The organism is Ancylomarina euxina (assembly GCF_003863355.1).
Classification (GTDB): domain Bacteria; phylum Bacteroidota; class Bacteroidia; order Bacteroidales; family Marinifilaceae; genus Ancylomarina; species Ancylomarina euxinus.
This window is the reverse complement of sequence record NZ_QQWG01000009.1, coordinates 42,935-66,939: the sequence shown is the minus strand read 5'-3', so window position 1 is coordinate 66,939 and position 24,005 is coordinate 42,935. Positions and strand designations below refer to the sequence as shown.

12 protein-coding genes and 1 tRNA gene are annotated in these 24,005 nt (G+C 35.8%); 7 read left to right on the top strand and 6 right to left on the bottom strand.

The genetic code is table 11. The features are described 5' to 3' along the window. Window positions 1-285 precede the first annotated feature (285 nt). The 6 genes from DWB61_RS10320 (at window position 286) to DWB61_RS10295 (ending at window position 8,693) form a co-directional block, all read left to right on the top strand. On the top strand, window positions 286-1,077 hold the full coding sequence (locus DWB61_RS10320; RefSeq protein WP_125030836.1) for an ABC transporter ATP-binding protein: 792 nt from the start codon (window positions 286-288) through the stop codon (window positions 1,075-1,077). A 3-nt stretch (window positions 1,078-1,080) separates the two neighbouring features. Next, window positions 1,081-2,739: a hypothetical protein gene (locus tag DWB61_RS10315; protein ID WP_125030835.1), complete on the top strand. Its 1,659-nt coding sequence runs from the start codon at window positions 1,081-1,083 to the stop codon at window positions 2,737-2,739. Between the two features lie 107 nt (window positions 2,740-2,846). Continuing rightward, window positions 2,847-4,307 carry an aminoacyl-histidine dipeptidase gene (locus tag DWB61_RS10310; protein ID WP_125030834.1) on the top strand — a complete coding sequence of 487 codons (1,461 nt, stop codon included), beginning with the start codon at window positions 2,847-2,849 and terminating at the stop codon, window positions 4,305-4,307. Between the two features lie 153 nt (window positions 4,308-4,460). Next, window positions 4,461-6,479 carry an alpha-amylase family glycosyl hydrolase gene (locus DWB61_RS10305; protein WP_125030833.1) on the top strand — a complete coding sequence of 673 codons (2,019 nt, stop codon included), beginning with the start codon at window positions 4,461-4,463 and terminating at the stop codon, window positions 6,477-6,479. A 130-nt stretch (window positions 6,480-6,609) separates the two neighbouring features. Further along, window positions 6,610-8,301: an alpha-amylase family protein gene (locus DWB61_RS10300; protein ID WP_125030832.1), complete on the top strand. Its 1,692-nt coding sequence runs from the start codon at window positions 6,610-6,612 to the stop codon at window positions 8,299-8,301. 161 nt (window positions 8,302-8,462) lie between these two features. Then, on the top strand, window positions 8,463-8,693 hold the full coding sequence (locus tag DWB61_RS10295) for a hypothetical protein (RefSeq protein WP_125030831.1): 231 nt from the start codon (window positions 8,463-8,465) through the stop codon (window positions 8,691-8,693). Between the two features lie 42 nt (window positions 8,694-8,735). Here DWB61_RS10295 and glgP read toward each other — a convergent pair whose 3' ends face one another. From glgP to DWB61_RS10275, 4 genes are all read right to left on the bottom strand, one after another. Then, window positions 8,736-12,974 carry an alpha-glucan family phosphorylase gene (glgP, locus tag DWB61_RS10290; RefSeq protein WP_125030830.1) on the bottom strand — a complete coding sequence of 1,413 codons (4,239 nt, stop codon included), beginning with the start codon at window positions 12,972-12,974 and terminating at the stop codon, window positions 8,736-8,738. A gap of 177 nt (window positions 12,975-13,151) precedes the next feature. After that, the gene (locus DWB61_RS10285; protein WP_125030829.1) at window positions 13,152-14,372 is read right to left on the bottom strand and encodes a glycoside hydrolase family 57 protein; all 1,221 of its coding nucleotides are present in this window, start codon (window positions 14,370-14,372) and stop codon (window positions 13,152-13,154) included. A 43-nt stretch (window positions 14,373-14,415) separates the two neighbouring features. After that, window positions 14,416-15,720 (bottom strand): glycosyltransferase family 4 protein, encoded by a 1,305-nt coding sequence (locus DWB61_RS10280; RefSeq protein WP_125030828.1) that lies wholly within the window; start codon window positions 15,718-15,720, stop codon window positions 14,416-14,418. A gap of 550 nt (window positions 15,721-16,270) precedes the next feature. Then, on the bottom strand, window positions 16,271-16,819 hold the full coding sequence (locus DWB61_RS10275) for a hypothetical protein (RefSeq protein WP_125030827.1): 549 nt from the start codon (window positions 16,817-16,819) through the stop codon (window positions 16,271-16,273). Between the two features lie 172 nt (window positions 16,820-16,991). Here DWB61_RS10275 and DWB61_RS10270 point away from each other — a divergent pair. After that, a tRNA-Leu gene (locus tag DWB61_RS10270) sits at window positions 16,992-17,075 on the top strand. A gap of 112 nt (window positions 17,076-17,187) precedes the next feature. On the opposite strand, the gene DWB61_RS10265 is transcribed toward DWB61_RS10270, so the two are convergent. Together DWB61_RS10265 and DWB61_RS10260 are read right to left on the bottom strand one after the other, a co-directional pair. Next, a complete protein-coding gene (locus tag DWB61_RS10265) occupies window positions 17,188-18,366 on the bottom strand; it encodes a hybrid sensor histidine kinase/response regulator (RefSeq protein ID WP_125030826.1) in 1,179 nt (392 codons plus the stop codon). A gap of 7 nt (window positions 18,367-18,373) precedes the next feature. Further along, window positions 18,374-23,674, bottom strand: coding sequence for a PAS domain S-box protein (locus tag DWB61_RS10260; protein ID WP_125030825.1), 5,301 nt, complete (start codon window positions 23,672-23,674; stop codon window positions 18,374-18,376). Between the last annotated feature and the right edge of the window lie 331 nt (window positions 23,675-24,005).

Sequence of the window (24,005 nt, the reverse complement as noted above, 5' to 3'; positions counted from 1 at the left end):
CTAATAAGTCATTGCTGTCTAATTAAAATTAAGACTCCCAACTTATATAAGTTGCTAATATTGTATTTTCTAAACTATTGGTTTAAAGTCCGGATTGCACTCGTTTTTTAAGGGCTGTATTAACCCTGGGTTTAAAAGAGACTGACCAATCGAGGGCTTTAGCCCTTGCTATAAATAGAATGATAAGGATTATCTGCTTAATAAAAACTAATGTGTCATTTAACATTGTATGGATCTAAGTTTTTATTGTAGATTTAAGCCATATTTATCAAAAAAATAATATCAATGGAAACGAATACAGTCATATCAATAAAGAATCTGCATAAATCTTATAAAAATGGAGTAGCAGTCAATCATGTTTTAAAAGGTCTTGATTTGGATATAAAATCAGGACAAATTATTGGATATATTGGTCCTAATGGCGCAGGTAAGTCTACGACTGTGAAAATTCTTTGTGGTATACTAACCGATTTTGAAGGTGATATCAAAGTCTTGGGAATGGATTTGAGAACACAGGATCTCGACATTAAAAAGCGTATTGGTTATATTCCAGAGAACGCTGCTTTGTATGATACATTAACCCCAAGTGAATACCTGCAATTTGTTGGCGAACTCCAAGGGATGGAAGAAGGGGATATTCAGACTAAAACAGCGAGGCTGTTGGATCTTTTTGAGATGAAATCGCATGCCGATGAACGAATGAACAGTTTTTCGAAGGGAATGAAACAGAAGATCCTTATCATTTCGGGATTGATTCATAATCCAGATATCATTTTTATGGATGAGCCTTTATCTGGATTGGATGCCAATGCAGTGATTATTGTAAAACGTGTCCTACAGCAATTGGCACGCGAAGGCAAAACCATCTTTTATAGTTCACATATTATGGATGTGGTTGAGAAAATATCAGATCGAATTATTTTGATTGATAATGGCGTTGTGTTAGCTGATGGTAGTTATGCTGAACTGAATTCGGAGGCAGACAATGAGTCATTAGAGACTTTATTCACCAAATTGACCGGTAATTCAGGCCATAGCGAAACAGCTAATGAGATTATTAATGTATTTGAGAACTAAGCTATGGTTAATTTTATTATAAGAATCATCCGTCTTTTTAAGGGGCTATTCACAATGATGGGGGTGGATTACCAACAACTTGAATGTATCCTTAGAGTAAAACTGACGATGGATAATCGCCGCGGTTTTTCGACATCAACAAAGAAGACGGATTCGAGTAATCAACTCTTGTTACAATCATTTGTGTATGCGATTATTGGGGTTTTTATAGGGATATTGATTGATTCCATGGATCATACTTTTACGGCTTATACGATGGTTTTCTCAATGATCATGGTAATGATTGCCATGTTGATGATATCTGAATTTTCGGTTGTACTAATTGATACGAGAGATAATGCAATTTTACTTTCTCGGCCTATAAACAGCAGAACAATGACCATGGCTAAGCTCTTGCACATTGCTATTTATCTTCTGCATTTGAGTCTGTCATTATCCATAGCTTCTTTATTTTTTACTGTAATTGATTATGGTATCGTCGCTGGCTTCCTATTTTTATTTATGGTTTTCTTATCAACTTTATTCACGCTATTCTTGACTAATTTATTTTATTTGGGTTTGATGCGATTTGTGAATGGTGAAAAGTTGAAGGACATCATGGTCTATTTTCAGATTGGGATGGCTATTATTTTTATGGGAGCTTATCAGCTTTTGCCACGCCTAATTGAAGTGAATGATCTTTATAATTCTCAGATAAAAGTGGAGTGGTTTACTTACCTTATTCCTTCATGTTGGTTTGCGGGTTCGATAACAGCTTTAACAACTTCTGTTTATAGTTTATCTAGTATATTATTTGTCTTGTTGGCCTTATTTGTTCCATTGGTAAGTCTCTGGTTAATTATCAAATATCTTTCTCCAAAATTTAGTCAACGATTGAGCCAGATGGATGCAGTAGCTTCTAAACCTGAGAAAAGAAAAACTCAGAAAGCTCATCGATTAAGATATTCAGATAAACTTGCTCAGCTCTTAACTCAAAGCTCTGTTGAAAGAACAAGTTTCAAAATGATATGGAAAATGAGTGGGAGAGAAAGAAAATTTAAACAAACCGCCTTTCCTGCCTTTGGTTATATATTTGTTTTTATTGCCCTTATGGTAGTGAAAGATTTTGGTAATGAGGATAAAATAGCAAGTTTGTTGGCATCGAAACGCTATCTGCTATTTATTTATTTTATCATTTTTGCTGCATTCGCAGTTTGTATGAATATCATATATAGCGATGAGCCCAAATCGAGTTGGTTTTATAGTTCTATGCCTATTTCAAAACCTGGAGATATTTTATCAGGTACAATTAAAGCCTTACTTGCAAAATACGTTTGGCCTCTCTATGTCATAATTGGTGGCCCGATTCTCTATTTCTGGTCGTATAAAGCTCTTCCAGACCTTCTTTATGCTCTTGTATCTATTACTGTTATAACCTCCTTTGTGACCGTGATGCAAAGCAAAGCCTTACCTTTTTCAAAAGAGAGATTATCACAAGATTCAGGAGATAACTTCATAAAGGGTATTTTAATGATGATATCGGCAGGTTTGATTGGATTAACGCATTGGGGCTTGACATATATTGAATATGGTGTTATGCTTGGCTTGCCTATTATGCTAGCTTTTCAATACTTAAGTTTTAGATATATCAAACGCATTAATTGGAAGCAGATAGAAGATTAATTTAATGCTAGCTTTTATTACCTTTGGGTTTGTTAAAAAAAAAGAATACTAACACTAATTGAGATGGATGAATATTCACTTCTTTATCTCAAATTAAAAAATAAACAATGAGCGTACTAAGCGGATTAGAACCTAAAGTGATTTGGGAACATTTCGAGGCCATTTGTCAGGTTCCTCGTCCTTCAAAAAAAGAAGATAAAATTATTGAATTCCTAATGGACTTTGGTAAGAAACACAATCTTGAAACCAAGCGCGACGAGATTGGTAATGTTTTAATTAAGAAGCCGGCAACTCCAGGCTATGAAAATCTTAAAACTGTCGTTTTACAGTCGCATATGGATATGGTTTGTGAGAAGAACTCTTCAACAGAGCACAACTTCGATACCGATCCTATTATTCCTTGGATTGATGGTGAGTGGGTAAAAGCTAAAGGAACAACTCTGGGTGCTGACGATGGTATTGGTGTTGCTGCTGAAATGGCTCTGTTGACTTCTAATGATGTTGAGCATGGACCGATTGAGTGTTTGTTTACTGTTGATGAGGAGACAGGTTTGTCAGGAGCTTTTGCTCTTCAACCTGATTTTGTTAGTGGTAATATTCTATTGAATCTTGACTCCGAAGATGAGGGTGAGATTTTCTTAGGTTGTGCAGGGGGTATTGATACTTTGGCGACTATGTCATATACTAGGGAAGATATTCCTGCTGGTTATTTCGCTGTTCGTTTAGATGTAAGCGGTTTGCAAGGTGGTCACTCAGGTGATGAAATCAATAAGAATCGAGGTAACTCCAATAAGATTCTGAACCGTTTCTTATGGGAAATCAATAAGAAATACGATGTTCGTTTAGCTGATTTTGCTGGTGGAAACTTGCGTAATGCTATTCCTCGCGAAGCTTCTGCAGTTGTTGTCATTCCTTCAAAATTTAAAGAGCAAATCCGTATCGATTTGAACCTTTATGCAGCTGAAATGGAAAACGTATGGTCTATTGCTGAGCCTAAATTGAAGATTGAATTGGAGTCTACTGATATGCCAGCTTTCGTTTGTGATAAGCAGACTTCAAATAATCTATTCGATGCCCTTTATGCTTGTCCACATGGTGTATTTACCATGAGTTCGCGTATGCCGGGAATGGTTGAGACTTCAAATAACTTGGCTTCTGTTAAATTTATCGATGGCGATAAGATCTTTATTACCACTTCGCAGCGTAGCGACGTTGATAGCGAGAAATACAATATTGCACAGAATGTAGGGGTTGCCTTTACGATGGCAGGTGCTGAAATTGAGCATACCGATGGTTACCCAGGATGGGCTCCTAATCCTAGCTCAGCAATTTTGAAAGTGGCAGTTGCTTCATACAAGCGTTTGTTTAATGTAGAGCCAATTGCACGTTCAATTCATGCAGGTTTGGAGTGTGGTTTATTCCTTGAGAAGTATCCAAATATGGACATGATCTCTTTCGGACCAACTCTACGCGATGTTCACTCACCTGACGAGAGAATTAATATTGAAACTGTAGATAAGTTCTGGAAACACATACTGGATATTCTAGTTAATGTCCCTTCAAACTAGAGTTTATCTCTAAAAATAATTTCGAAAAGCGATTCCATTAGGAGTCGCTATTTTTTTATCTAAACATTTGTTTTATGTTAGTTGTCTAACTGTATTTTTAGTAACTTGGGATGTAATATTATCCAAAATCTAATACTCAAAACTAACAGTCCAATGATCCAGACTTTGAAGCTTATAGATGCTGACCCATTTTTAGAGAATTATCAATCAAAAATATACGGAAGAAAACTTGCTGCAGAGAAAAAAGAAGCAGAAATCCTACAAGGATTGGATTCTCTTGAGTCTTTCTCAAATGGTCATTTGTACTTTGGTTTGCAAAGAACTGAGCATGGATGGATTTTTCGAGAGTGGGCACCCAATGCGACTCAAATCTATTTGCTAGGAGAACTGAACCATTGGCAAGATTCAACTGAGTTTGAATTCACTCAGAAAGAAAATGGTGTTTGGGAGCTGGAGTTAGTTGATTCTGCACTTAAACATGGTGACCTATACCGGTTCTCTGTTCATTGGCAATCTGGTCATGGTCAACGTCTTCCTGCTTATGTCACAAGAGCTGTTCAGGATTCTGAATCCTTGGTTTTTAGTGCTCAGGTATGGCAGCCTCCAATAAGTTTTGTATGGCAAAATGATAGGAGAATACCTGAGTCAAAATCACTTCTCATATATGAAGCCCATGTTGGAATGGCATCTGAAGAGGAGAAAGTGGGCAGTTACAATGAGTTCAAAAAGAATATTCTACCAAAAATAAAACAGGCTGGTTATAATACGATTCAGCTAATGGCTGTTCAGGAACATCCATACTATGGTTCTTTTGGTTATCATGTTTCCAATTATTTTGCGGTGTCTTCACGATTTGGAACGCCCGAAGATTTAAAATCTCTGATTGATGAGGCTCATGGTATGGGTATTCGCGTGATTATCGATTTGGTACATTCACATTCTGTGAAAAATGAGGAAGAAGGGTTGGGTAATTTTGATGGCAGTGCTTATCAATATTTTCATGAAGGAGATAGAAGAAATCATAAGGCATGGGATTCTCTCTGTTTTGATTATGGTAAAAATGAGGTTTTACATTTTCTTTTATCCAATATCAAGTACTGGATGAGCGAATTTCATTGTGATGGTTTTCGTTTCGATGGGGTTACATCGATGCTATATTTGAATCATGGTCTGGACTGTGATTTTACCTCCTACGATTTGTATTTTGATGGAGAACAGGATGAGGATGGGATTACTTATTTGATGTTAGCGAATAAGCTGATGAAACAAATCAATCCGGATTCGATTTCAGTTGCCGAAGAAATGAGTGGTTATCCTGGACTTGCAGCTCCAGTTGCTGATGGAGGAATAGGTTTTGATTATCGTTTGGCTATGGGAGTACCCGATTATTGGATCAAGTTGATTAAAGAGGTGAAAGGAGAGGAGTGGAGCGTTGGAAGCATGTTTTGGGAATTATCAAATAAGCGGGTAGAAGAAAAAACGATCAGTTATGCCGAGTCTCACGACCAAGCTTTGGTGGGGGACAAAACGATAATCTTTCGACTGATTGATAAAGAAATGTATTGGAATATGCACAAGGACAGCCAGTGTTTGGCAGTAGATAAAGGAATTGCTCTACACAAGATGATTCGCTTGATTACCATTGCCAGTTCAGGTGGTGGCTATCTTAATTTTATGGGTAACGAATTTGGACATCCCGAGTGGATAGATTTTCCACGTCAAGGTAATAATTGGTCGTACCAACATGCCAAAAGACAATGGAGTTTAGCTGAAAATAAGGAATTGCGCTTTGAGAGTTTAAATAAATTTGATGAGGCAATGATTCATTTGATCAATGAAAAACTGAAATTTACCTCAAGTTTCCCCGAATTGACTCAGCAAGATGAAATTAACCAAGTTTTGGCCTTTTATCGTGGTGATCTACTTTTCGTATTTAATTTTAATTCATCTGAATCATTTGCAGGTTATGAGCTTCCAGTTCGTCCGGGGAAATATCACTTGGCTTTAAGCACCGATGCTGAAGAGTTCGGGGGTTACAATCGTGTTGATACATTACAAATGTATTATTCTTTTAGCTCAGCCCCCTTGGCTAGAATTCATAAGCTGAGTTTATATATACCATCGTATTGTGCCTTGGTTTTTGAACATATTCCTTCAACGAGGTTGGTTTGATTTTTTAATAGGATGAGTTTCTGATATAAGGATTCAGTCAATTTTATTTAGATATCTTTTAAACGAATATGCTTATTCTTTTAACTGTGTTCGATTATTAAATTCATTTTTAAACAGCGTCTAGAAAAACATGAAACCAATCATATACCAAATCTTAACCCGTTTGTTTGGAAATAAAAACGAGGAATGTAAACTCAATGGAAACCGAGATGAGAATGGTGTAGGAAAGATGGATGACATCTCGGAAAAAGCATTATCTGAAATCCATAAACTAGGAATTACTCATATCTGGTATACAGGTATTATCGAACATGCTCTTGTTAAGGGGTATCCTGACTGTGATATTCCTGATGGGAATCCTCTGGTTATAAAGGGAAAAGCGGGATCTCCTTATGCTATTAAAGATTATTACGATGTGAATCCTGATTTGGCGGTTGATGCGGATAAGCGAATTGAGGAGTTTCAAGATTTGATAGAGCGAACGCATCAGGCGAATATGAAGGTGATCATCGATTTTATACCCAATCATTTGGCTCGGGAATATTATTCTGATAAAAAGCCTTTGGGAATTGTTGATTTTGGGAAAGATGATGATAATTCAAAGGCTTTTGATAGGGATAATAATTTCTACTATATGCCCAATGAGAACTTGTACTTGCCTGATTCTTTATTGGAGAAACATCCTATCGCCAGTTATTCTGAAAAACCTGCCAAAGCGACTGGGAATGATATTTTCTCAGCTTACCCCTCCGTAAACGATTGGTACGAAACGGTGAAGCTGAATTATGGTATCGATTATTTGAATGGCAGGAATAAGCATTTTGATCCTATTCCTGATACCTGGCTTAAAATGGAGCAGGTAATTTCTTATTGGGCAGCAATGGGGGTGGATGCTTTCCGTTGTGATATGGTTGAAATGGTGCCTGTCGAGTTTTGGAATTGGTTGATATCAGTTGTCAAATTAAGCTTCCCAAACCTGATCTTTATTGCTGAGGTTTATGATCCTCAAAAATATGATAGTTATATAGAATATGGAAAATTTGATTATTTGTATGATAAAGTTGGATTATATGATACACTAAAAAGAGTGATTCAGGGCGATAGCAAGACGTCGGATATTTCACAGTGTTGGCAAAATTTGAATGGAAAGGATGCTCATATGTTACGTTTTCTAGAAAACCATGATGAACAGCGAATAGCATCTGCATTTTTTGCTGGTGAGCCTACAAGAGCTATTCCTGCTATGTTTATCGTAGCTACTCTGAATAAGGGGCCGATTATGCTATATTTTGGTCAAGAGGTTGGAGAGGCTGCTGATGGCGTTTCAGGTTATAGTAAGGATGATGGTAAAACTACCCTTTTTGATTATTGGCGAGTACCACAGTATCAAAAATGGATGAATGATGGCAAGTTCGATGGTGGACGTTTATTAAACTCTCAGAAGGAACTGAGAAAGTCGTATCATGATATTCTTAATATTGCGCAAAAGGATGCTGTCGTTAATGGAGAGTTTTATGATTTAATGTGGTACAATCCTGCCTCCTCTGAATCCGATACATCTCGATATTATTTTTATCTAAGATATACCCATTTGCAACATTTATTGATGATTGTAAATTTTTACAATTGTGAGAAAGAGATTCGGGTTAAAATTCCCAAGCATGCTTTTGAATTAATGGGGATGCCAAAGAATGGAAAATTGAGGTTAGAAGCTAATAATGCAACTATAGATACAATAACTTGTGAAGAATTTTTGAACAAAGGGAAGTCGTTTAAACTCCCTAAATGGGGATATTTGGTATGTAAAATATCAAGCTTCTAAAATGAACTTTTGTGTTTGCTGTCTTTTGGGGATTACCAATACTGATGTTTTTGTTATTTAAAGAAAAAAAACCGCATTAAATTATTATGTTGCTGTAAAAATAACTAACTTGTTAGTCTATAGGTGAAAACTACTAAGCAAAACAAACTACTTAACACATCATGAATCAACAAACCGAAAAATTAGAATTAATTGAATGGCTTGTAAAACAAAGTGATTCAAGCGTAATTGAAAGATTTCAAAAGTTAAAAGGCGAAAATTTTAACTCGCCAGATAGCGAAAGAGAAATGACCCCTGATGAAAGAGCATTTCTTTATAGAATTCAGTTTTTGGAAGATCGAAGTTCTCAAGAGCAAGATGAGTGTCGCGATTTCTACGAACAGTATTTGTAGAACAAAAAAAAACGACTGGTCATATGACCAGTCGTTTTTTTGTTAGATCCATTTTACGTAACAGAAATCCTGACGATGAGGTAAATCATTATTTTCAGCATATATTCTGAGTCCAAAATCGAAAACTCCAGCATCGTCAAGAGTTAAATTTAGCTTATAAAAAGCCAAGCTGTTGACTTTTGAATTCAGTACTAGCTTTCGGGTAAGTATTTTACCCAAGTTCTCAGGATAAATAGATGAACGCATAACAAGTTCAACACATATAGAATCGTTAATGAGTTCTTTCAAATCTAAAACAACCTCGATATTATAGTTGTCGCTAGCGATATACTGTTTTTTTTGTGTGTTGGGTGCATCTACTGAAATCACTTCTATATTGTCCCAATGACTAAGGATATGTTGTTTCCAATTAACAATGTTTTTAGCTAACTGGAAGTTGTTTTCTTTCAGTTTCTGAACTTTTTCATACATTTTTGAGTAGAACTTATCGTTGTAGTCATCCATCATACGTTTAGTCGTATAATGTGGAGCAATTTCAGCTATACATTTTTTGATGTACTGTATCCATTTTATAGGTAATTTCCCATCTTCACGATCATAAAATAAAGGAATTATTTCATTTTCGAATTTGCTATAGATGATTTTAGCATCCAGTTGATCTTGTAAATCCTGACTTTCGTAAGTTCGTTTTTCTGTTATAGCCCAACCTGCTTCTTTTTTATAACCTTCCATCCACCAGCCATCGAGAACACTAAAGTTCAGAACGCCATTCATCACGGCTTTTTCACCCGAGGTTCCAGATGCTTCAAGAGGTCTGGTAGGTGTATTCATCCATATATCAACTCCTTTAACAAGCCGCTTACCCAGTTCAATGTCATAGTTTTCAAGAAATAGAATTTTACCAGCAAACTCTGGTCGACGCGATATCTTGACAATATTTTTAATTAAATCCTGACCTGCTTTATCTGCTGGGTGAGCTTTCCCTGCAAATATAAATTGAATAGGACGTTCCGGATTATTCACGAGTTTAGATAATTGATTTAGGTCGCTAAACAGGAGATGTGCACGTTTATAGGTTGCAAATCGACGTGCAAAACCGATAGTTAAAGCATTTTCATTAATTGATTCAATAATTTCAAGCATTCTGCGTGGATCTTCGTAACGACGAATCCAGCTTTTTCTGAATTTGTTTTTTACAAAATAGATGAGATTCTTTCGCAATTCTTGGCGTATTTCCCAAATTTTCTCATCGTCAACATCATATATCTTTTCCCAATGTTCCGAATTTGATTGGTCTTGTATGAAATTCTTTGGGAATTCGGATTCGTATAGAGAACGCCATTCTTTAGCTGTCCATGTTGGATAATGTACGCCATTGGTCACGTAGTCTATGTGTAACTCTTCGGGGAAATAGCCTGCGTAAAGATTATTGAATATTTGTCGAGATACTTTTCCATGTAGCCAGCTCACACCGTTCATTTGATGAGAAGTGTTGGCCGCCAGATTACTCATTGAAAATTTCTCATTATGATCTTTAGGATTAACTCTTCCCAAAGAGAGAAACTGTTCCCAGTTAATTCCAAGTTGCGATGGAATATGGGCAAGGTAATGACGAATCATACCTTCTTCAAATGTATCGTGTCCAGCGGGAACAGGAGTATGCGTTGTAAATAATGAGGATGTCCTTACAATTTCGAGGGCTTCGCTGAAATTATGTGACTGTGCGCATAATTGTGTCAATAGCTCCACATTGATAAGGGCTGCATGGCCTTCGTTACAGTGATACAAGTCTGGATGAATATCGAGAGCGTTTAAAGTTCTGATACCCCCCATTCCTAAAATAATTTCTTGCTTGATACGATTGTCCCAATTACCGCTATAAAGTTGATGAGTAATTGCTTTGTCTTCTTCTGAGTTTGTTTCGATATTGGTATCTAGCAGGTAAAGAGGAATACGACCTACATTTACTCGATAGATTATTGCATCTACACTATGATTGGCAATTTCAATACTGATCGTTATAGGCAAACCTATTGAATCCCTTACTTGGGTGATTGGTAGGTGACTTAATTTTTGTTCTTCGTTAGTGACTTGTTGTTCTCCATTTAAAGAGAGACTTTGAGTAAAATAACCAAATCGGTACATTAAACCGATTCCGATCATATTTATATTAGAATCGCTCGCTTCTTTCAAGTAGTCTCCAGCTAAAATCCCAAGGCCTCCTGAATAAATTTTAAGATTATCATTTAAACCATATTCCATACTAAAATATGCAATCTTAGGCTGTTTAATTTCTGGTTCAACAGCCAGATAATCTTTAAAGTCCTGATAAACATGATTATATTTTTTAATAAAGTCATCATCAGTTACTAATTGTATTAGACGCTTGCTTGGGATTTGTTTTAATAGTAGTATGGGATTTTTGTTGCATTTATGCCAAAGTATCGGATCGATAAATTTAAAAAGGTCAATTGCATGATAATTCCACGACCACCAGATATTCATTGAAAGCTCTTCGAGTCCCTTGATTGATTCGGGTAAATTTGATCCTATAAATAACTTTCTCCAGCTAACCTGATTGCTTTTAGGGGTTTCTAGTTGCTGGTTTAAATATTCGAAGTTTGTATCTCTATTGGTAGTATTTCGATTTACATTATTTTTCATGGCAATTTCGTATGCTTGAAGATAATAGTTGATAAAATTTTTCCATAAAGCTTTCTTTGATAAAGCCTGAGCTTTGTTTCGAATGACTTGCAAGTCTTTTTCGGAGTTTCTTGAGAATGATAAAATAGATTGACTAAGATTTTTGATTAATTCCAATGTATTGAGATCAGTACGTTCTAATACTTCAACTCCGCTAAAATCTTGACCATTCGTTTTGTTTACCCATTTCCCAAAGCCTGCCAAAGTGGTCGTGATGGTAGGTACTTTAAAAGCAATACTTTCATGAGGCGTATACCCCCAAGGCTCATAGTATGATGGGAAAACAGACAAGTCTAATCCCACAAGTAAATTGTAATATGATAGGTTGAAAATACCATCTTCACCATTTAAATAAGTTGGACAAAGAATCACTTTAACTTTATCTTTGTCTGTGTTTTTTAAACAGATATTTTGTATTTTATTGAGAATGGGATCTTGATTCGTATTTCCCAGATAATGGGTGACATACGGTATTGATAAGGTCTTACTTCTTTCATGTTTAATATTTTCTAATAGATCTTGTCGAGGTCCTTTGGGATCGCCTGGAATAAATAAAAAGGCTACAATTTCTCGATTTAGGCTTTTGTTGAGATTGAGTTTGGCTAGTGATTCTAAAAAGATGTCGATACCCTTATTTTTATATTCGTATCTTCCGCTAGTACCAATAAATAGTGTATCTGCTGGCAATTGATATCCGAACAAAGCTTCGGCAACACGCTTGAAACTTTGGCGGGCTATATTCCGTTTTTCTTCCAGTTCAATATCACTGGGTATTAAATCCTCTTCAAAACCATTGGGGGTAATCATATTTACCGGACGACCATAAAACTGACGACATTCCCATGAAGTAATATGGCTTACAGTAGTTAAACAGTCGGCTGCAATGGCAGCTGATTTCTCAAGTGAACATTTAGAAATAACATTGTATTGTTCAGCTTTTTCTTTAGCATCAAAATAAACTAAATTGGCATATAAATTCTCGTAATTACTGGCCAATACACGCCCCATCATGGTAGCATGCGTGGTGAATATGGTCGTGATTTCAGGAGAATTCATCTCAATATAAAGGCAACCAGTACCCGACATCCATTCGTGGAAATGAGCCAATGGAATATCTGAGTCTGATAGCTGAAAATCGATAAAACTTTCTATTACGATACCACTGGCATAGCCAAATAGAGCAGCTTCCACAAATTCCCATTCGGCATTTAAGGATTCCAATCTATAGACTTCCCATAGATGTGTAAAAATCTCATCTTTACGAGGTATTAGACTCTTAAAATCGATAAGTATGGCAAGTGGATTCCCTAGGATTAACCAACGACCAATCTTGACGTTTATACCACAAGAAGCCACTTGTAGTTTCCATTCTTTAAATAAAGTCAAATCCTCTTTGAATTCCTGACAGGGGTTATTTTCATTCCATAAATCAGGCCCGATATAGATGATGTTATCGCCGAAAGCTTTTTTTAGAGATAATGCCTTTGTTGAAATTACAGTGTGTATGCCTCCAATTTTATTGCAAACTTCCCAACTAACCTCAAAAATATAATCTGGTTTTCCTTTTATTTCCTTCATAATTCATCAACTCAAAATTCTCAATGAAATTAAAATCCATTTTCGGTCTGATTCTTAACTAAAGCTATTCCTGAATATATTTATTAAAGTTCTAGTAAACTTTAGTTTGCATGTTGCTGAGCACTATGTTTTTAAGAATATTCTATTTTTACTGGCATTGAAGAATCATGTTGCATTTTAAACTTTCTGATATTCATACCCGGGAATAGCTTCAGCCTTATGCATATTTAATTCTGTGAGTCTATTTTTGAAATCGCTCAAAATATTCATGTAGTTGATAAATGCATCGTAGGGTGAATTATATGGACTACAACAGTTATGAATATCACCATCTGTAAAGAAATTGTTGCTCATATAATAGAAATGATCTGACGATTGCAAAAACTTCCAGTCCATGTTTATGTGATCATTATCTACTCTGAGAACAGAATTGCGTAATATATACAATTTACGACTTGCTTCTTTCTGTAAGTCGTTACCCTGCCAGGCCGATAAATTATCTTCTTTTTTGTTCCATGAAACTGGCTGTGGCATGTTTATAGCCCCAATAGGTTCTTGATTTTTTACGATTTCGGAAAAAGTCGCAAATTCAAATTCTGTATTTGATAAAATAACCTTTGGTAATTCAGTGAAGAAATTCAACATGCTCGTATTCTTTGTTTGATTTTCGTTGAAGATCTCGTAGTCTAAGAAGATATTGACAATATTTCCATTTTGATTTCCTTTATTAAGCAGTTTTGTGAACTTTTCAGCAGTTAATCCGTTTTTATCTGAGAATCGAGAGGTTATGGCATCACTTAACCTTTTGTTTTTCACCATAACCCTCAGATTTGGGTTTATGAAGTTAGAGTATAGATAATTTGGCTTATTTGATTCTACTAATTGTCTTGCTCCTCCAGCCAAAATACCTTCGTAACCCAGTTTGGCTATCATTTCGCCAATATGATCGGAATAGATGAGTTCGGTATTCCTGAAAATCTTGGGTTTTTGTCCGAATAGTTTCTCTATACGTTGAGAGTGTGTCTGCACTTGCGCGGCAAATTCGTCTTTATTATTGAGCGAAGCTAAAGAGTGGGAATAGGTTTCTGCCAGAAATTCAACATATCCGGTTGCAGCCAGCATTTGAAAGCTTTCAATCACTTCGGGGGCATAGTGTTCAAATTGATCTAGCGCCAGTCCTGTGATAGAAAAGGATAATTTAAACTTTCCTTTTAACGACTGAATCAAATTTAAGAGAATTGCATTGGCCGGTAAATAGCATTCCTTTGCAATTTTTTGTGTAATACTTTCGTTGGTATAATCGTCGTAATAATAATGATCGTTGCCAATTTCAAAAAAACGATATCGTCTAAGTCTGAGTGGTTGGTGTACCTGGAAATATAAACATATTGCTTTCATATTTTCGTATTTGATTGTAATGAATATCCTAGGAGTAGGTGATTTAGAATACGAATTGTTTATTTTCTATTGCTTTTATATAAACATCGTATACGTTGAGAGCTGAGTTCTCCCATTTCAAATTATCGACTTCGACTCTTCCGTTCTTTTTAAACATTTTAGGTAGGGTATCGTAAGTCACAATACCATAAATCGCATCGGCTAAAGCATGAACATCCCAATAGTCGAATTTGGCTGCATGAGTTAGTATTTCTGAGACGCCGGATTGATTCGTTATAATGGTTGGTACATCGGATTGCATAGCTTCGAGCGGAGATATGCCAAAGGGTTCTGATACCGAGGGCATCACGTAAACATCACTCTTGTGAAGCATTTCGAAAACCTCAGAGCCTTTCAAAAAACCTGGGAAATGGAATTTGTCAGAGATACCTAATTGAGCAACACGATCAATCATTTTTTCAAGCATATCGCCACTGCCTGCCATTACGAATCTGACATTATTGTTTTTTTGCAAAACAAGTTTGGCAGCCTCTATGAAATATTCGGGTCCTTTTTGCAATGTAATTCGCCCTAGAAATGTTACTATTTTTTCATTACTATCTTTCTTAACGTCCTTTCTTTCTTTCTTGGTGATGGGTTCAACAGCATTATATACCGTTGTTACTTTGTTGGGGTTCTGTCCGTATTTCTCAATCACTATCTGTCTGGTCAGATTGCTTACGGTGATAATCTGATCGGCAGCATCCATACCTCTTTTTTCTATATCGAAAACCGTCGGGTTTACCTTTCCTCCACTACGGTCGAAATCTGTAGCATGTACATGAATAACAAGAGGTTTTCCTGATACTTCTTTGGCGGCAATTCCTGCTGGGTATGCCAACCAGTCGTGGGCGTGAATCACGTCGTGTTCGTTCTCTTGGCTGATAACCGAGGCGACATAAGCATATTTATATATCTCTTCAATAAGCTTATCGCCATATAAGCCAGTGAATTTTATTTTACCTTTTTCATCGACATCAAATAAATTTTGATTGTCAATAAAGTCATCGCTAAAAAAAGTATAACGCTTTTCTGGATCATTATATGGGATAAGCATCGCATTTACTTCGAGGTAAATGTGTTTGCGTCTAAATTCTTCAATATTTTTCGGGATCTGACTAACTTTTGTATTGTTGGCTCCAAGCAATTCCATATTGTTTTGATCTTCGTCGCCGTATGCTTTGGGTACGACAAACACAATATCGAGATCATTAATTTTAGACATTCCTTTGGTTAAACCGTAGCAAGCTGTGCCTAAACCACCCGAAATATGGGGGGGGAACTCCCATCCAAACATTAATACTTTCATACTTTAATTATTCCATGTTTCTAAATATAATCTATTCCGAATTATCGGCAGAAGTAGCCCAATCAACCAATATTTGTATTAGATACAATGGCTAGCTCATTTCATATGATCTATTAATTTCAAACTATTAAAGTCCTGCAACAGAATTAGTAAATTATTAAAGTCAGTATGGTTTATTAGCTCAAGATTGTGCTTGTTTCGAATCTATTTATCTTTAATTTCATCTGTATCGCTTAACAATTATGTGTTTTTTTGTTCATCGACTAATTGATAAATACAATTCGATTTATTAGCATTAGGATCTGTATATTTTAAGCATAAAAACAATCGATTAATAAAGTTATTAAAAAAGGTTTAATAAAAAAATAAAAAAAATAGCTCCTAATGTGTTGATTGTGTGTGGATCTAAAGGGGGCGGAATTGAATCTCTGATTTTACTTTTATGCTATGTCTTATGTTGTCTACTTTTATAAAAGTAAATTCGTAGATAAAAAAAATGTGATTCCATTATGGAATCACATTTTCTAGGGTCTTTTAAGAATGGTGCTTACTATACCTTTACTCCATTATTGTGTAGAATAGTTTTAACCTCACTGCCAAGCTCAGAATAGATGAGACTCACTTGTGCATTCACCTTTTCATTATCAATATCAAGTAGTCCTAAAAGAACATAGGCAGAACGAGCATCGTTTAAATCCTCTCGAATCAGTTCTAAAAGAATTTTAGCACCTGAAATGGCTTCCTTGTTTGAGATAATTGATAGATTGACAAAAAACTGAGCTGATGTACGAATGATGTTAGCATCTTCCTCCACTTGTATAAAAGGGAAAAGCGCCATAATTGCCTTTGTATTCTTTTTTCTAATGTTAGCACTAAGTGCGGTTAGCATCTTAGTGCGATCTGTAGCAGAAGAACTGGCCATGAGGAACTCATACATTTCGAAAACGGTGAGTATCATGTTTTTATTTTGTGATTGCCCATAAAGCAGGAAAGTTCTGAAGCACATCACCTGTAATTCAGATTTATTTAGATCATTCCATTTCTCTTTTTGTAGGGCTATTTGATCGAGATAGCTATAGTCTTGTATCTGTTCTGACATATTGAATAAATTATAATATGGCACAAAGATATAAAAAGGCTTGAAAGCACCTTTGAGCTTAAGCTTTGAAAATCTGTTTTTTGATCATTTATCAGTCTTTTTTATTTTAATTGATTCTCTTATTCCTTTGCATATAGAACATATTTATTACTTTTGTTGTCACGCAAAACAAGCCCAGGTGGCGAAATTGGTAGACGCGCCAGCTTGAGGGGCTGGTGGCCTTATGGTTGTTCGGGTTCGAGTCCCGATCTGGGCACATAAAAAAAGCTTTACAAATCGATGATTTGTGAAGCTTTTTTTATTTTGATAGTCCTGAAACTCTCAATAAAGTCCTGATATTCATGATTAAAACTGAAAATACATTGAGTTTAATTTGGAAAAATTAATGAAACAATAGTTCCTTTCTCTTTATTGTTAGTGGCTATGATTTTTCCGCCATGGGCATCCATAATAAGTTTCACCAGAGCTAAATCAAGACCATTATTCTCATCTAAATATTCCGAACTGGGTACAAATAATTGGAATAAATTTTTCAACGTATCTGAATTAAATCCTTCCCCCTGATCAATAAAAGAACAGACTGTTTTTTCTACGTCAGTCTCGACTTTCACATGAATAACTCCTTCGTTGGGTGAATAATTAACCGCATTTTTAATAACACTTTCAAAGCAAAATCCAACTAGTTCCTGCGCGCCATTAATAACTGTATGATCTAGCTTACCATCATAGGTTATGCTAATGTCTTTGGTTTTAATTCGTTCTGTAAGATTTGCCTGTGCTGATTCAACTAAATCAGCTAATATGATATCTCTTTTTTGAAGCTCAATTTTTTTTGTACGTAATTCGGTAATTTTTAAGCTCACACTAGCGAACCTATCCAGCCGATTGGCAGAAATCTCAAGATAATGTATCATCTCTTTAATATTTGAATCAACCTCTTCGTTTTTCAGAACAGTAATAAAACCGATTATGCCATTTAGAGGTGTTTTTATTTGATGACTAATAAGGGAAAGAAAGTCAGATTTCGCTTTGTCGAGCTCCCTTAATTCCTGATTGGCTTCTTCAAGTTTCACGTTTGTTTTTTGAAGTTCTTTAGTGCGTTCCTCAACTTTTTCTTCAAGCCATTGGTTTACTTTTTTAAGCTGGTCTTTATTCCTTTTCAGGTCGATATGTGTTTTGACACGCGATAAGATTTCTTTTGAATTAAAAGGTTTGGTTACATAATCCTGACCTCCCACTTCGAACCCTGCAACAAGGTCTTTAGGATCATTTAGTGCGGTTAGAAATATAACTGGAATTTCCTTCAGATTCTTGTTATTACGCATGGCCTTGCAGGTTTCAAAACCATCCATTATGGGCATATTGACATCCAAAAGAACCAAATCGAAATCTTGTATTTTACTTAAAAGATCTAGGGCTTGCTGACCATCATTAGCAAACCCGACAGAATAACCAGCATCGCGTAAAATACTCCCAATGACCTGAATGTTCTTCGGGTTATCATCAACAGCGAGTATCTTAATTTTATTATTACTAATTGTTTCCATAGCGATATCAATTATGTATATAGGTTTTAAGTTGAGCTATGATTTTTGGAAATTCGCCTAATGTTTTTAATAATTTTTCTATCTCAAAATTATCAGCTAAACTGCAAATGTCAGTGGCATGATTCAGAAGAGGTTTAATCTGACTGTTTTTTGCTAAAATCTGCAAATCTTTTCCGAATTCTTCAATTTCATCAATCATTTGAGAGTTGCTTACATGCATATAGGTTGGTATAAAACTGTTTTCGAGTGTTGCTATAAGTTCCGGGAGATTTTGTAATTGTTCATCCGTAAGCGCAATATTTAAAGTGTCAGCATCCTCATCAACTGTTTTAACGACAGATTTATGATTAAGATATTTTTTCATTTTGACGAACAGATCTGCAGCATCCAATGGTTTCATAAGGAATTCATCAAAAATTGTTTTTGAGCGATCTCCATTCATGATTTTTCTTGTAGAAGCTGAAATTGCAATGATTGGAATTGATTTTGTACTCTTGGTGTTTTTTAATATTCTGGTCGCTTCATAACCATCCATCACAGGCATACGCAAGTCCATTAGTATTAAATCAGGTTGATGCTCCTTTGCAATTACGATGGCTTCTTCACCATTGGTTGCTTCAAAAACAGTCAATTGTGAATGCTCCAACAGATCCTTAATCAGATTTCTGTTTTCTGCATTGTCGTCAACAAGCAGAATTCGGGCTTCATCAAACCGGGTTGCTGAATGATCAAATTTATCTTCATGTATCTCAGATTGATCGGTTAAAGCCGGGATATTAGGAATCGTAATCTTGAAGTTACTTCCTTTATCCACTTTGCTTTCAAGACTAATCGTGCCTCCCATATTTTCAATCAGTTTTTTCGTGATGGATAATCCCAAGCCGGTACCTCCATATTTTGAATTTTGTCCTGCTTGTTGGCTGAAAGGCTCAAAGATCAATTCCTGTTGACTAATTGGAATACCTATGCCCGTATCCTCAACATGAAGAATCAGGTCATAATTATCGATCAAATTTCTATGCACATCAACTGTTAAGATAACATGTCCTTTATCAGTGAATTTAAGTGCATTTCCAATGAGGTTGAATAGAATTTGTCGCAAACGAATTTCATCCAAAAGAAGTAGCTGTGGAATTGCGCTTTCGTATTCGATAGAGAATTCAATCTTTTTTTCATTCACCTTCGGAGCAAACATATTTTCGATTTCACTTATTAGACTATAAAGGTTGATCGGTACAGGTATGATATCAATTTTACCTGCTTCAATTTTTGAGAGATCTAGAATATCATTGATAATCTTTAATAAGTTTTTGCCACTGCTACGAATCGACTCCACTTGTGAACGCTGTTTTTCATCTTTCACGGTTTTTGATAGAAGGTCAGAAAATCCAATAACGGCATTCATTGGTGTTCGAATTTCGTGACTCATATTAGCCAAAAATTCGCTCTTGGCACGGTTAGCAGAATCTGCGACTTCTTTGGCTTTGATTAAATCTTCTTCGGAGAGTTTTTTTTCAGTAATATCAAATCGAACTGATACATACTGATAGGGCTTCCCCTGTTCATCAAGAAAAGGAACAATCGTAGAATCTACCCAGTTAAAACTGCCATCTTTGGCTTTATTCTTAACTTCTCCACGCCAGACTTTACCCATTGAAATTGTACGCCACAAATCAATGAAAAAATCACTTGAATGATAAGCTGAATTTATAATTCGATGGGTATTTCCAATGAGTTCTTCCCGGCTGTATTGTGATGTTCTACAAAAAATATCATTCGCATAAATAATAATTCCTTTATTGTCGGTAATCGCAACAAGGCTTGATTCGTCAAGGGCAAATTTGTAATCTGTAATATCTCTGAGGCTTTGCTGAAGCTTCTTTTGCGAAATCGTCAGGTCCCGGGTTCTTTCAGAGACCATTTCTTCCAGATGTTCACGATGCTTCATTATTTCTTCCTCAGCATTTTTCATTTCTGTGATATCATGAAATCCTGCTATTAAGACCTGTTCATTATCAAGGGTCATTAATTTAAGCGATACACTCCCCCAGAATAATTCGCCATCTAATTTTTTTAAAACGATTTCATAATTATTAATAAATCCATCCTTAATTAGTTTCTTCACTATTTTTTTTCGATCGTCAGGATTAGCATAAAAATCAGGTGTTTTTTGTCCAATCACATTCAGTAAAGAAATTTTAAAAAGTTTACCAAAACTTTCATTTGCCATTACAATAATCCCTTCAGAAAGCTTAGAAATCACCATCGGAACAGGAGATGTCTCGATGATAGAGCGAAGGCGTTTTTCACTTTCTTTTAGATCTTTCTCGGCTTTTTTGCGTTCTGTAATATCTTTAAATACAACAACTGCACCTATCAAATTTCCTGAGTCGTTTTTTATCGGCGTACATATGTATTCAACAGGGAAACTCGTGTCATCCGCCCTCCAAAACACTTCATTATCCACATGACTCTCTACTCCTGTACGAAAAACATTATGAATAAGACAGTCTTTATGGGGATATTGAGATCCGTCCAGATGGGTATGATGGTGTCCTGCATGGCTTTGTTTGCCAATAAGTTCTTCAACAGGTTTTCCTATCATGACAGCCGCAGCCGGGTTTACAAAGGTCATTCTACCTTCTAAATCCAGTCCGTAAATTCCCTCTCCAATAGAATTCAGAATCAACTGATTATGCTCACTTAATCGATTGATTTCTTCCTCAGCCAGTTTACGAGATGTAATATCGCTATGTGAGCCAGCCATACGATAAGGCTTTCCATTTTCGTCACGCAAGGCTTTTCCCTTTGACAGAATCCATCTGTATGTTCCATCTTTATGTTGCATCCTGAATTCTACTTCATATTCCAGAATCTCATTATTGAAGTAAGATTGAATCGTGGATAAAGCGCGCTCATAATCGTCGGGATGAAGTAGAGTTTCCCAGGTGTTGAAGTTATTTTCTAATTCCTCATCGTCATAGCCCAGCATGCTTTTCCATGGGGGTGAGAAAAAGACATCGTTAGTAACTGTATTCCAATCCCAGATGCCATCATTGGAGCCCTCAACGGCTATTGAATATCGCTCCTGACTTAAGCGAATTTGTTTTTCGGCGAGTTTGCGATCTGTAATATCCATATTTGTTCCCAGTATACGGATTGGCTTACCCGATACATCATGGGTAACAAAACCATTTGCTTTTATATAATGAACAGATTTATCAGGCCAAAGCACACGAAATTCTGTATCAAACTCTTTTTCACCTTTTAAAGCCATCTGGATTTCCTCACGGCCTCTTAATAAATCATCTGGATGAAGTCCCGCCTCCCAAGCTTCATATGCGCCTAAAAAGGTTTTGGATGAAATTCCATAAAGTTTGTACATGGAATCATCCCAAAATAAAACATTATTAATGACATCCAAATCCCAAATTCCAATATTGGCTGCACTTGTAGCAAGTTTTAAGCGGTTGGTTATATTTTGAATTTCAAGCTCGGCTTTTTTTCGTTCAGTGATATTTTCCACTGTCCCTTCATAAAATAAGACTTTCCCATCATTTCCTTTCACCACTCTTGCATTTTCGCGAATTGGAATAACCTTTCCATTTTTAGTCGTCCAATTTTCTTCCAAGCCTGTTACATATCCATCTCTTTCTATTATATCAACAAACTGCTTACGGGTAATGTTGGAATCTTGACTATAGCCCTCTTTTGCAAGGTCCCGGCTTTGTAGTTCAGATAAAGAATCAAATTCCAGCATCTTCAAGAGTGCCTGATTAGCGTTTAAGACCTTTCCTTCTGGTGTTGTTTGATAAATACCCAATGGGGAATTCTCAAATAAGCTTCGGTATTGTTCGCGACTTAAGTTTAATTGTTCCCGCGCAAGTTTCTGTTCAGTAATATCACTTATTGTACCTATTAACCGGATAGGATTATCATTGCTATCAAATTCCAATTTACCTAAACCATGTACCCAACGTTCGTCTTTATTGTATAGTCTAGTTATTTTATATTCTTTATTAAAAGGTAACCTTTGAGCGATTACTTCATTTTGAAAATAATCAAGCATTAATTCTCTGTAATCGGGATGAATAATAGCACTCCATCCTTCAATTGAATGTGTGTAATTTTTATCGATCCCGAAAATAGCATCGAGTATTTCTGAGCTTTTCCAAACACCTGTTTTTAAATCAAGGGAATAGGTTCCTAAGTGTGCAATTTCTTGTGATTCTTTCAGTAAACGTTCATTTTCTTTTAGCTCAGAAGTTAATGTAGCTGCTATTTTTTGTGCCTTACGCTTTGTGCTAAGCATTGAATTGGTGAGCAACAATAGTAAAATACTAATAATTAGACCTCCAATTAATACCGTCCACGAGATAATGTAATCAATAATAAAATTTTCTTTTTTTTGAGAAAACACCAATGTCCATTGATGGCCATTAAAATCAATAGGTACATTTAAAGAGAAACGTATATTTTCGGACTCTTCCTGTTCTTCAATTTTGTGAGATTCAAACAAAAGGGATTGTGAAGAACAATCCTTTTCATCGAAAATGTGTAAGTAAAAGGTTTTTCTATTATGCTTCAATTCCCATTTGTCCAAAATACCCAACATCAGATCAGTCATGCGATAAGGACTGTAAACCCATCCTACGATAGCAGAACGTCTTTGTTCAATCGTATTTATTGCAGCTCCTTTTTGGTATACCGGAACATACATTAAACTTCCAGCTTGTACGTCTGTTTTTGTTTCCTGAACTAAAAGGACTTTTCCTGAAAGAGCAGCTATGTCTAAATCACGGGCTCGTTCCATTGCTTCCCTTCGAACCGATTCACTCATCATATCAAAGCCAAAGGCACGTATATTTCGTTGAGAGAAGGGTTCAAGAAAAATAATTGCTGTAGATGTGTCACCATGGCTTTCTGGCCAGACCTTGTAGTCGGAAAAACCTTCATTTCTGATTTGTTGAATGTGTTGTTCCAATCGAGTCTTCTGGACAAGTAAGGAAAATCCTGTCCCAAGGATTCCTGGCAAATTCGAGTCTACTTTTGATTTTTTTATATAATCACTCCAAGTCTCACGCGTTACAGTGTCTGAGACGCTAAAAAGTGCAGCTCCGCTTCTTAATAGTTGTGCATGAGCATGTAATCTTAGATTAATTTTACTAGTGATTTCGTTGCATTCAAAGATAAATTCAGCTTCATTTTTTTTATCAATTTCAGACTTAATAAAAAAAGAGGCCAGGCATGTGAGAAATAAGCTGACAACAAATAATAACCATGTCTTCCAATTGGTAAGGATTTTCATACTCTACAACGTTTTTATAATCGTATATGATTTAATGCTTATATTCTACTCAATTTAATAAACATTTTTTAAAACTATATTAATGTTATGTGTTTATGAAGTTTAGAATACATTTTGATTATTAAGATACATTTTTTTTTTAGATAAGCAGAAGTCTTATATTTTTCGATCTTTATTCTTTATCATCAATTTTACTAAAACTGAACTTAGCTTTAGTAAATAAGACTGCGATTAGAGTACGGATAAAAAGAACTTGGATCTGACTAATACCAGTTCAACCAGGTCTTGAAGAAATAGAGCTTTAAGAAACTCTTTCCTTTTGTGACATTAT

Bases quoted from the DNA above. Each gene is read 5' to 3' on its own strand.
- DWB61_RS10275 (WP_125030827.1), bottom strand. From the start codon at position 16,819: ATGTCAGAACAGATACAAGACTATAGCTATCTCGATCAAATAGCCCTA.
- DWB61_RS10315 (WP_125030835.1), top strand. From the start codon at position 1,081: ATGGTTAATTTTATTATAAGAATCATCCGTCTTTTTAAGGGGCTATTC.
- glgP (WP_125030830.1), bottom strand. From the start codon at position 12,974: ATGAAGGAAATAAAAGGAAAACCAGATTATATTTTTGAGGTTAGTTGG.
- DWB61_RS10260 (WP_125030825.1), bottom strand. From the start codon at position 23,674: ATGAAAATCCTTACCAATTGGAAGACATGGTTATTATTTGTTGTCAGC.
- DWB61_RS10310 (WP_125030834.1), top strand. From the start codon at position 2,847: ATGAGCGTACTAAGCGGATTAGAACCTAAAGTGATTTGGGAACATTTC.
- DWB61_RS10300 (WP_125030832.1), top strand. From the start codon at position 6,610: ATGAAACCAATCATATACCAAATCTTAACCCGTTTGTTTGGAAATAAA.
- DWB61_RS10280 (WP_125030828.1), bottom strand. From the start codon at position 15,720: ATGAAAGTATTAATGTTTGGATGGGAGTTCCCCCCCCATATTTCGGGT.
- DWB61_RS10320 (WP_125030836.1), top strand. From the start codon at position 286: ATGGAAACGAATACAGTCATATCAATAAAGAATCTGCATAAATCTTAT.
- DWB61_RS10265 (WP_125030826.1), bottom strand. From the start codon at position 18,366: ATGGAAACAATTAGTAATAATAAAATTAAGATACTCGCTGTTGATGAT.
- DWB61_RS10305 (WP_125030833.1), top strand. From the start codon at position 4,461: ATGATCCAGACTTTGAAGCTTATAGATGCTGACCCATTTTTAGAGAAT.
- DWB61_RS10295 (WP_125030831.1), top strand. From the start codon at position 8,463: ATGAATCAACAAACCGAAAAATTAGAATTAATTGAATGGCTTGTAAAA.
- DWB61_RS10285 (WP_125030829.1), bottom strand. From the start codon at position 14,372: ATGAAAGCAATATGTTTATATTTCCAGGTACACCAACCACTCAGACTT.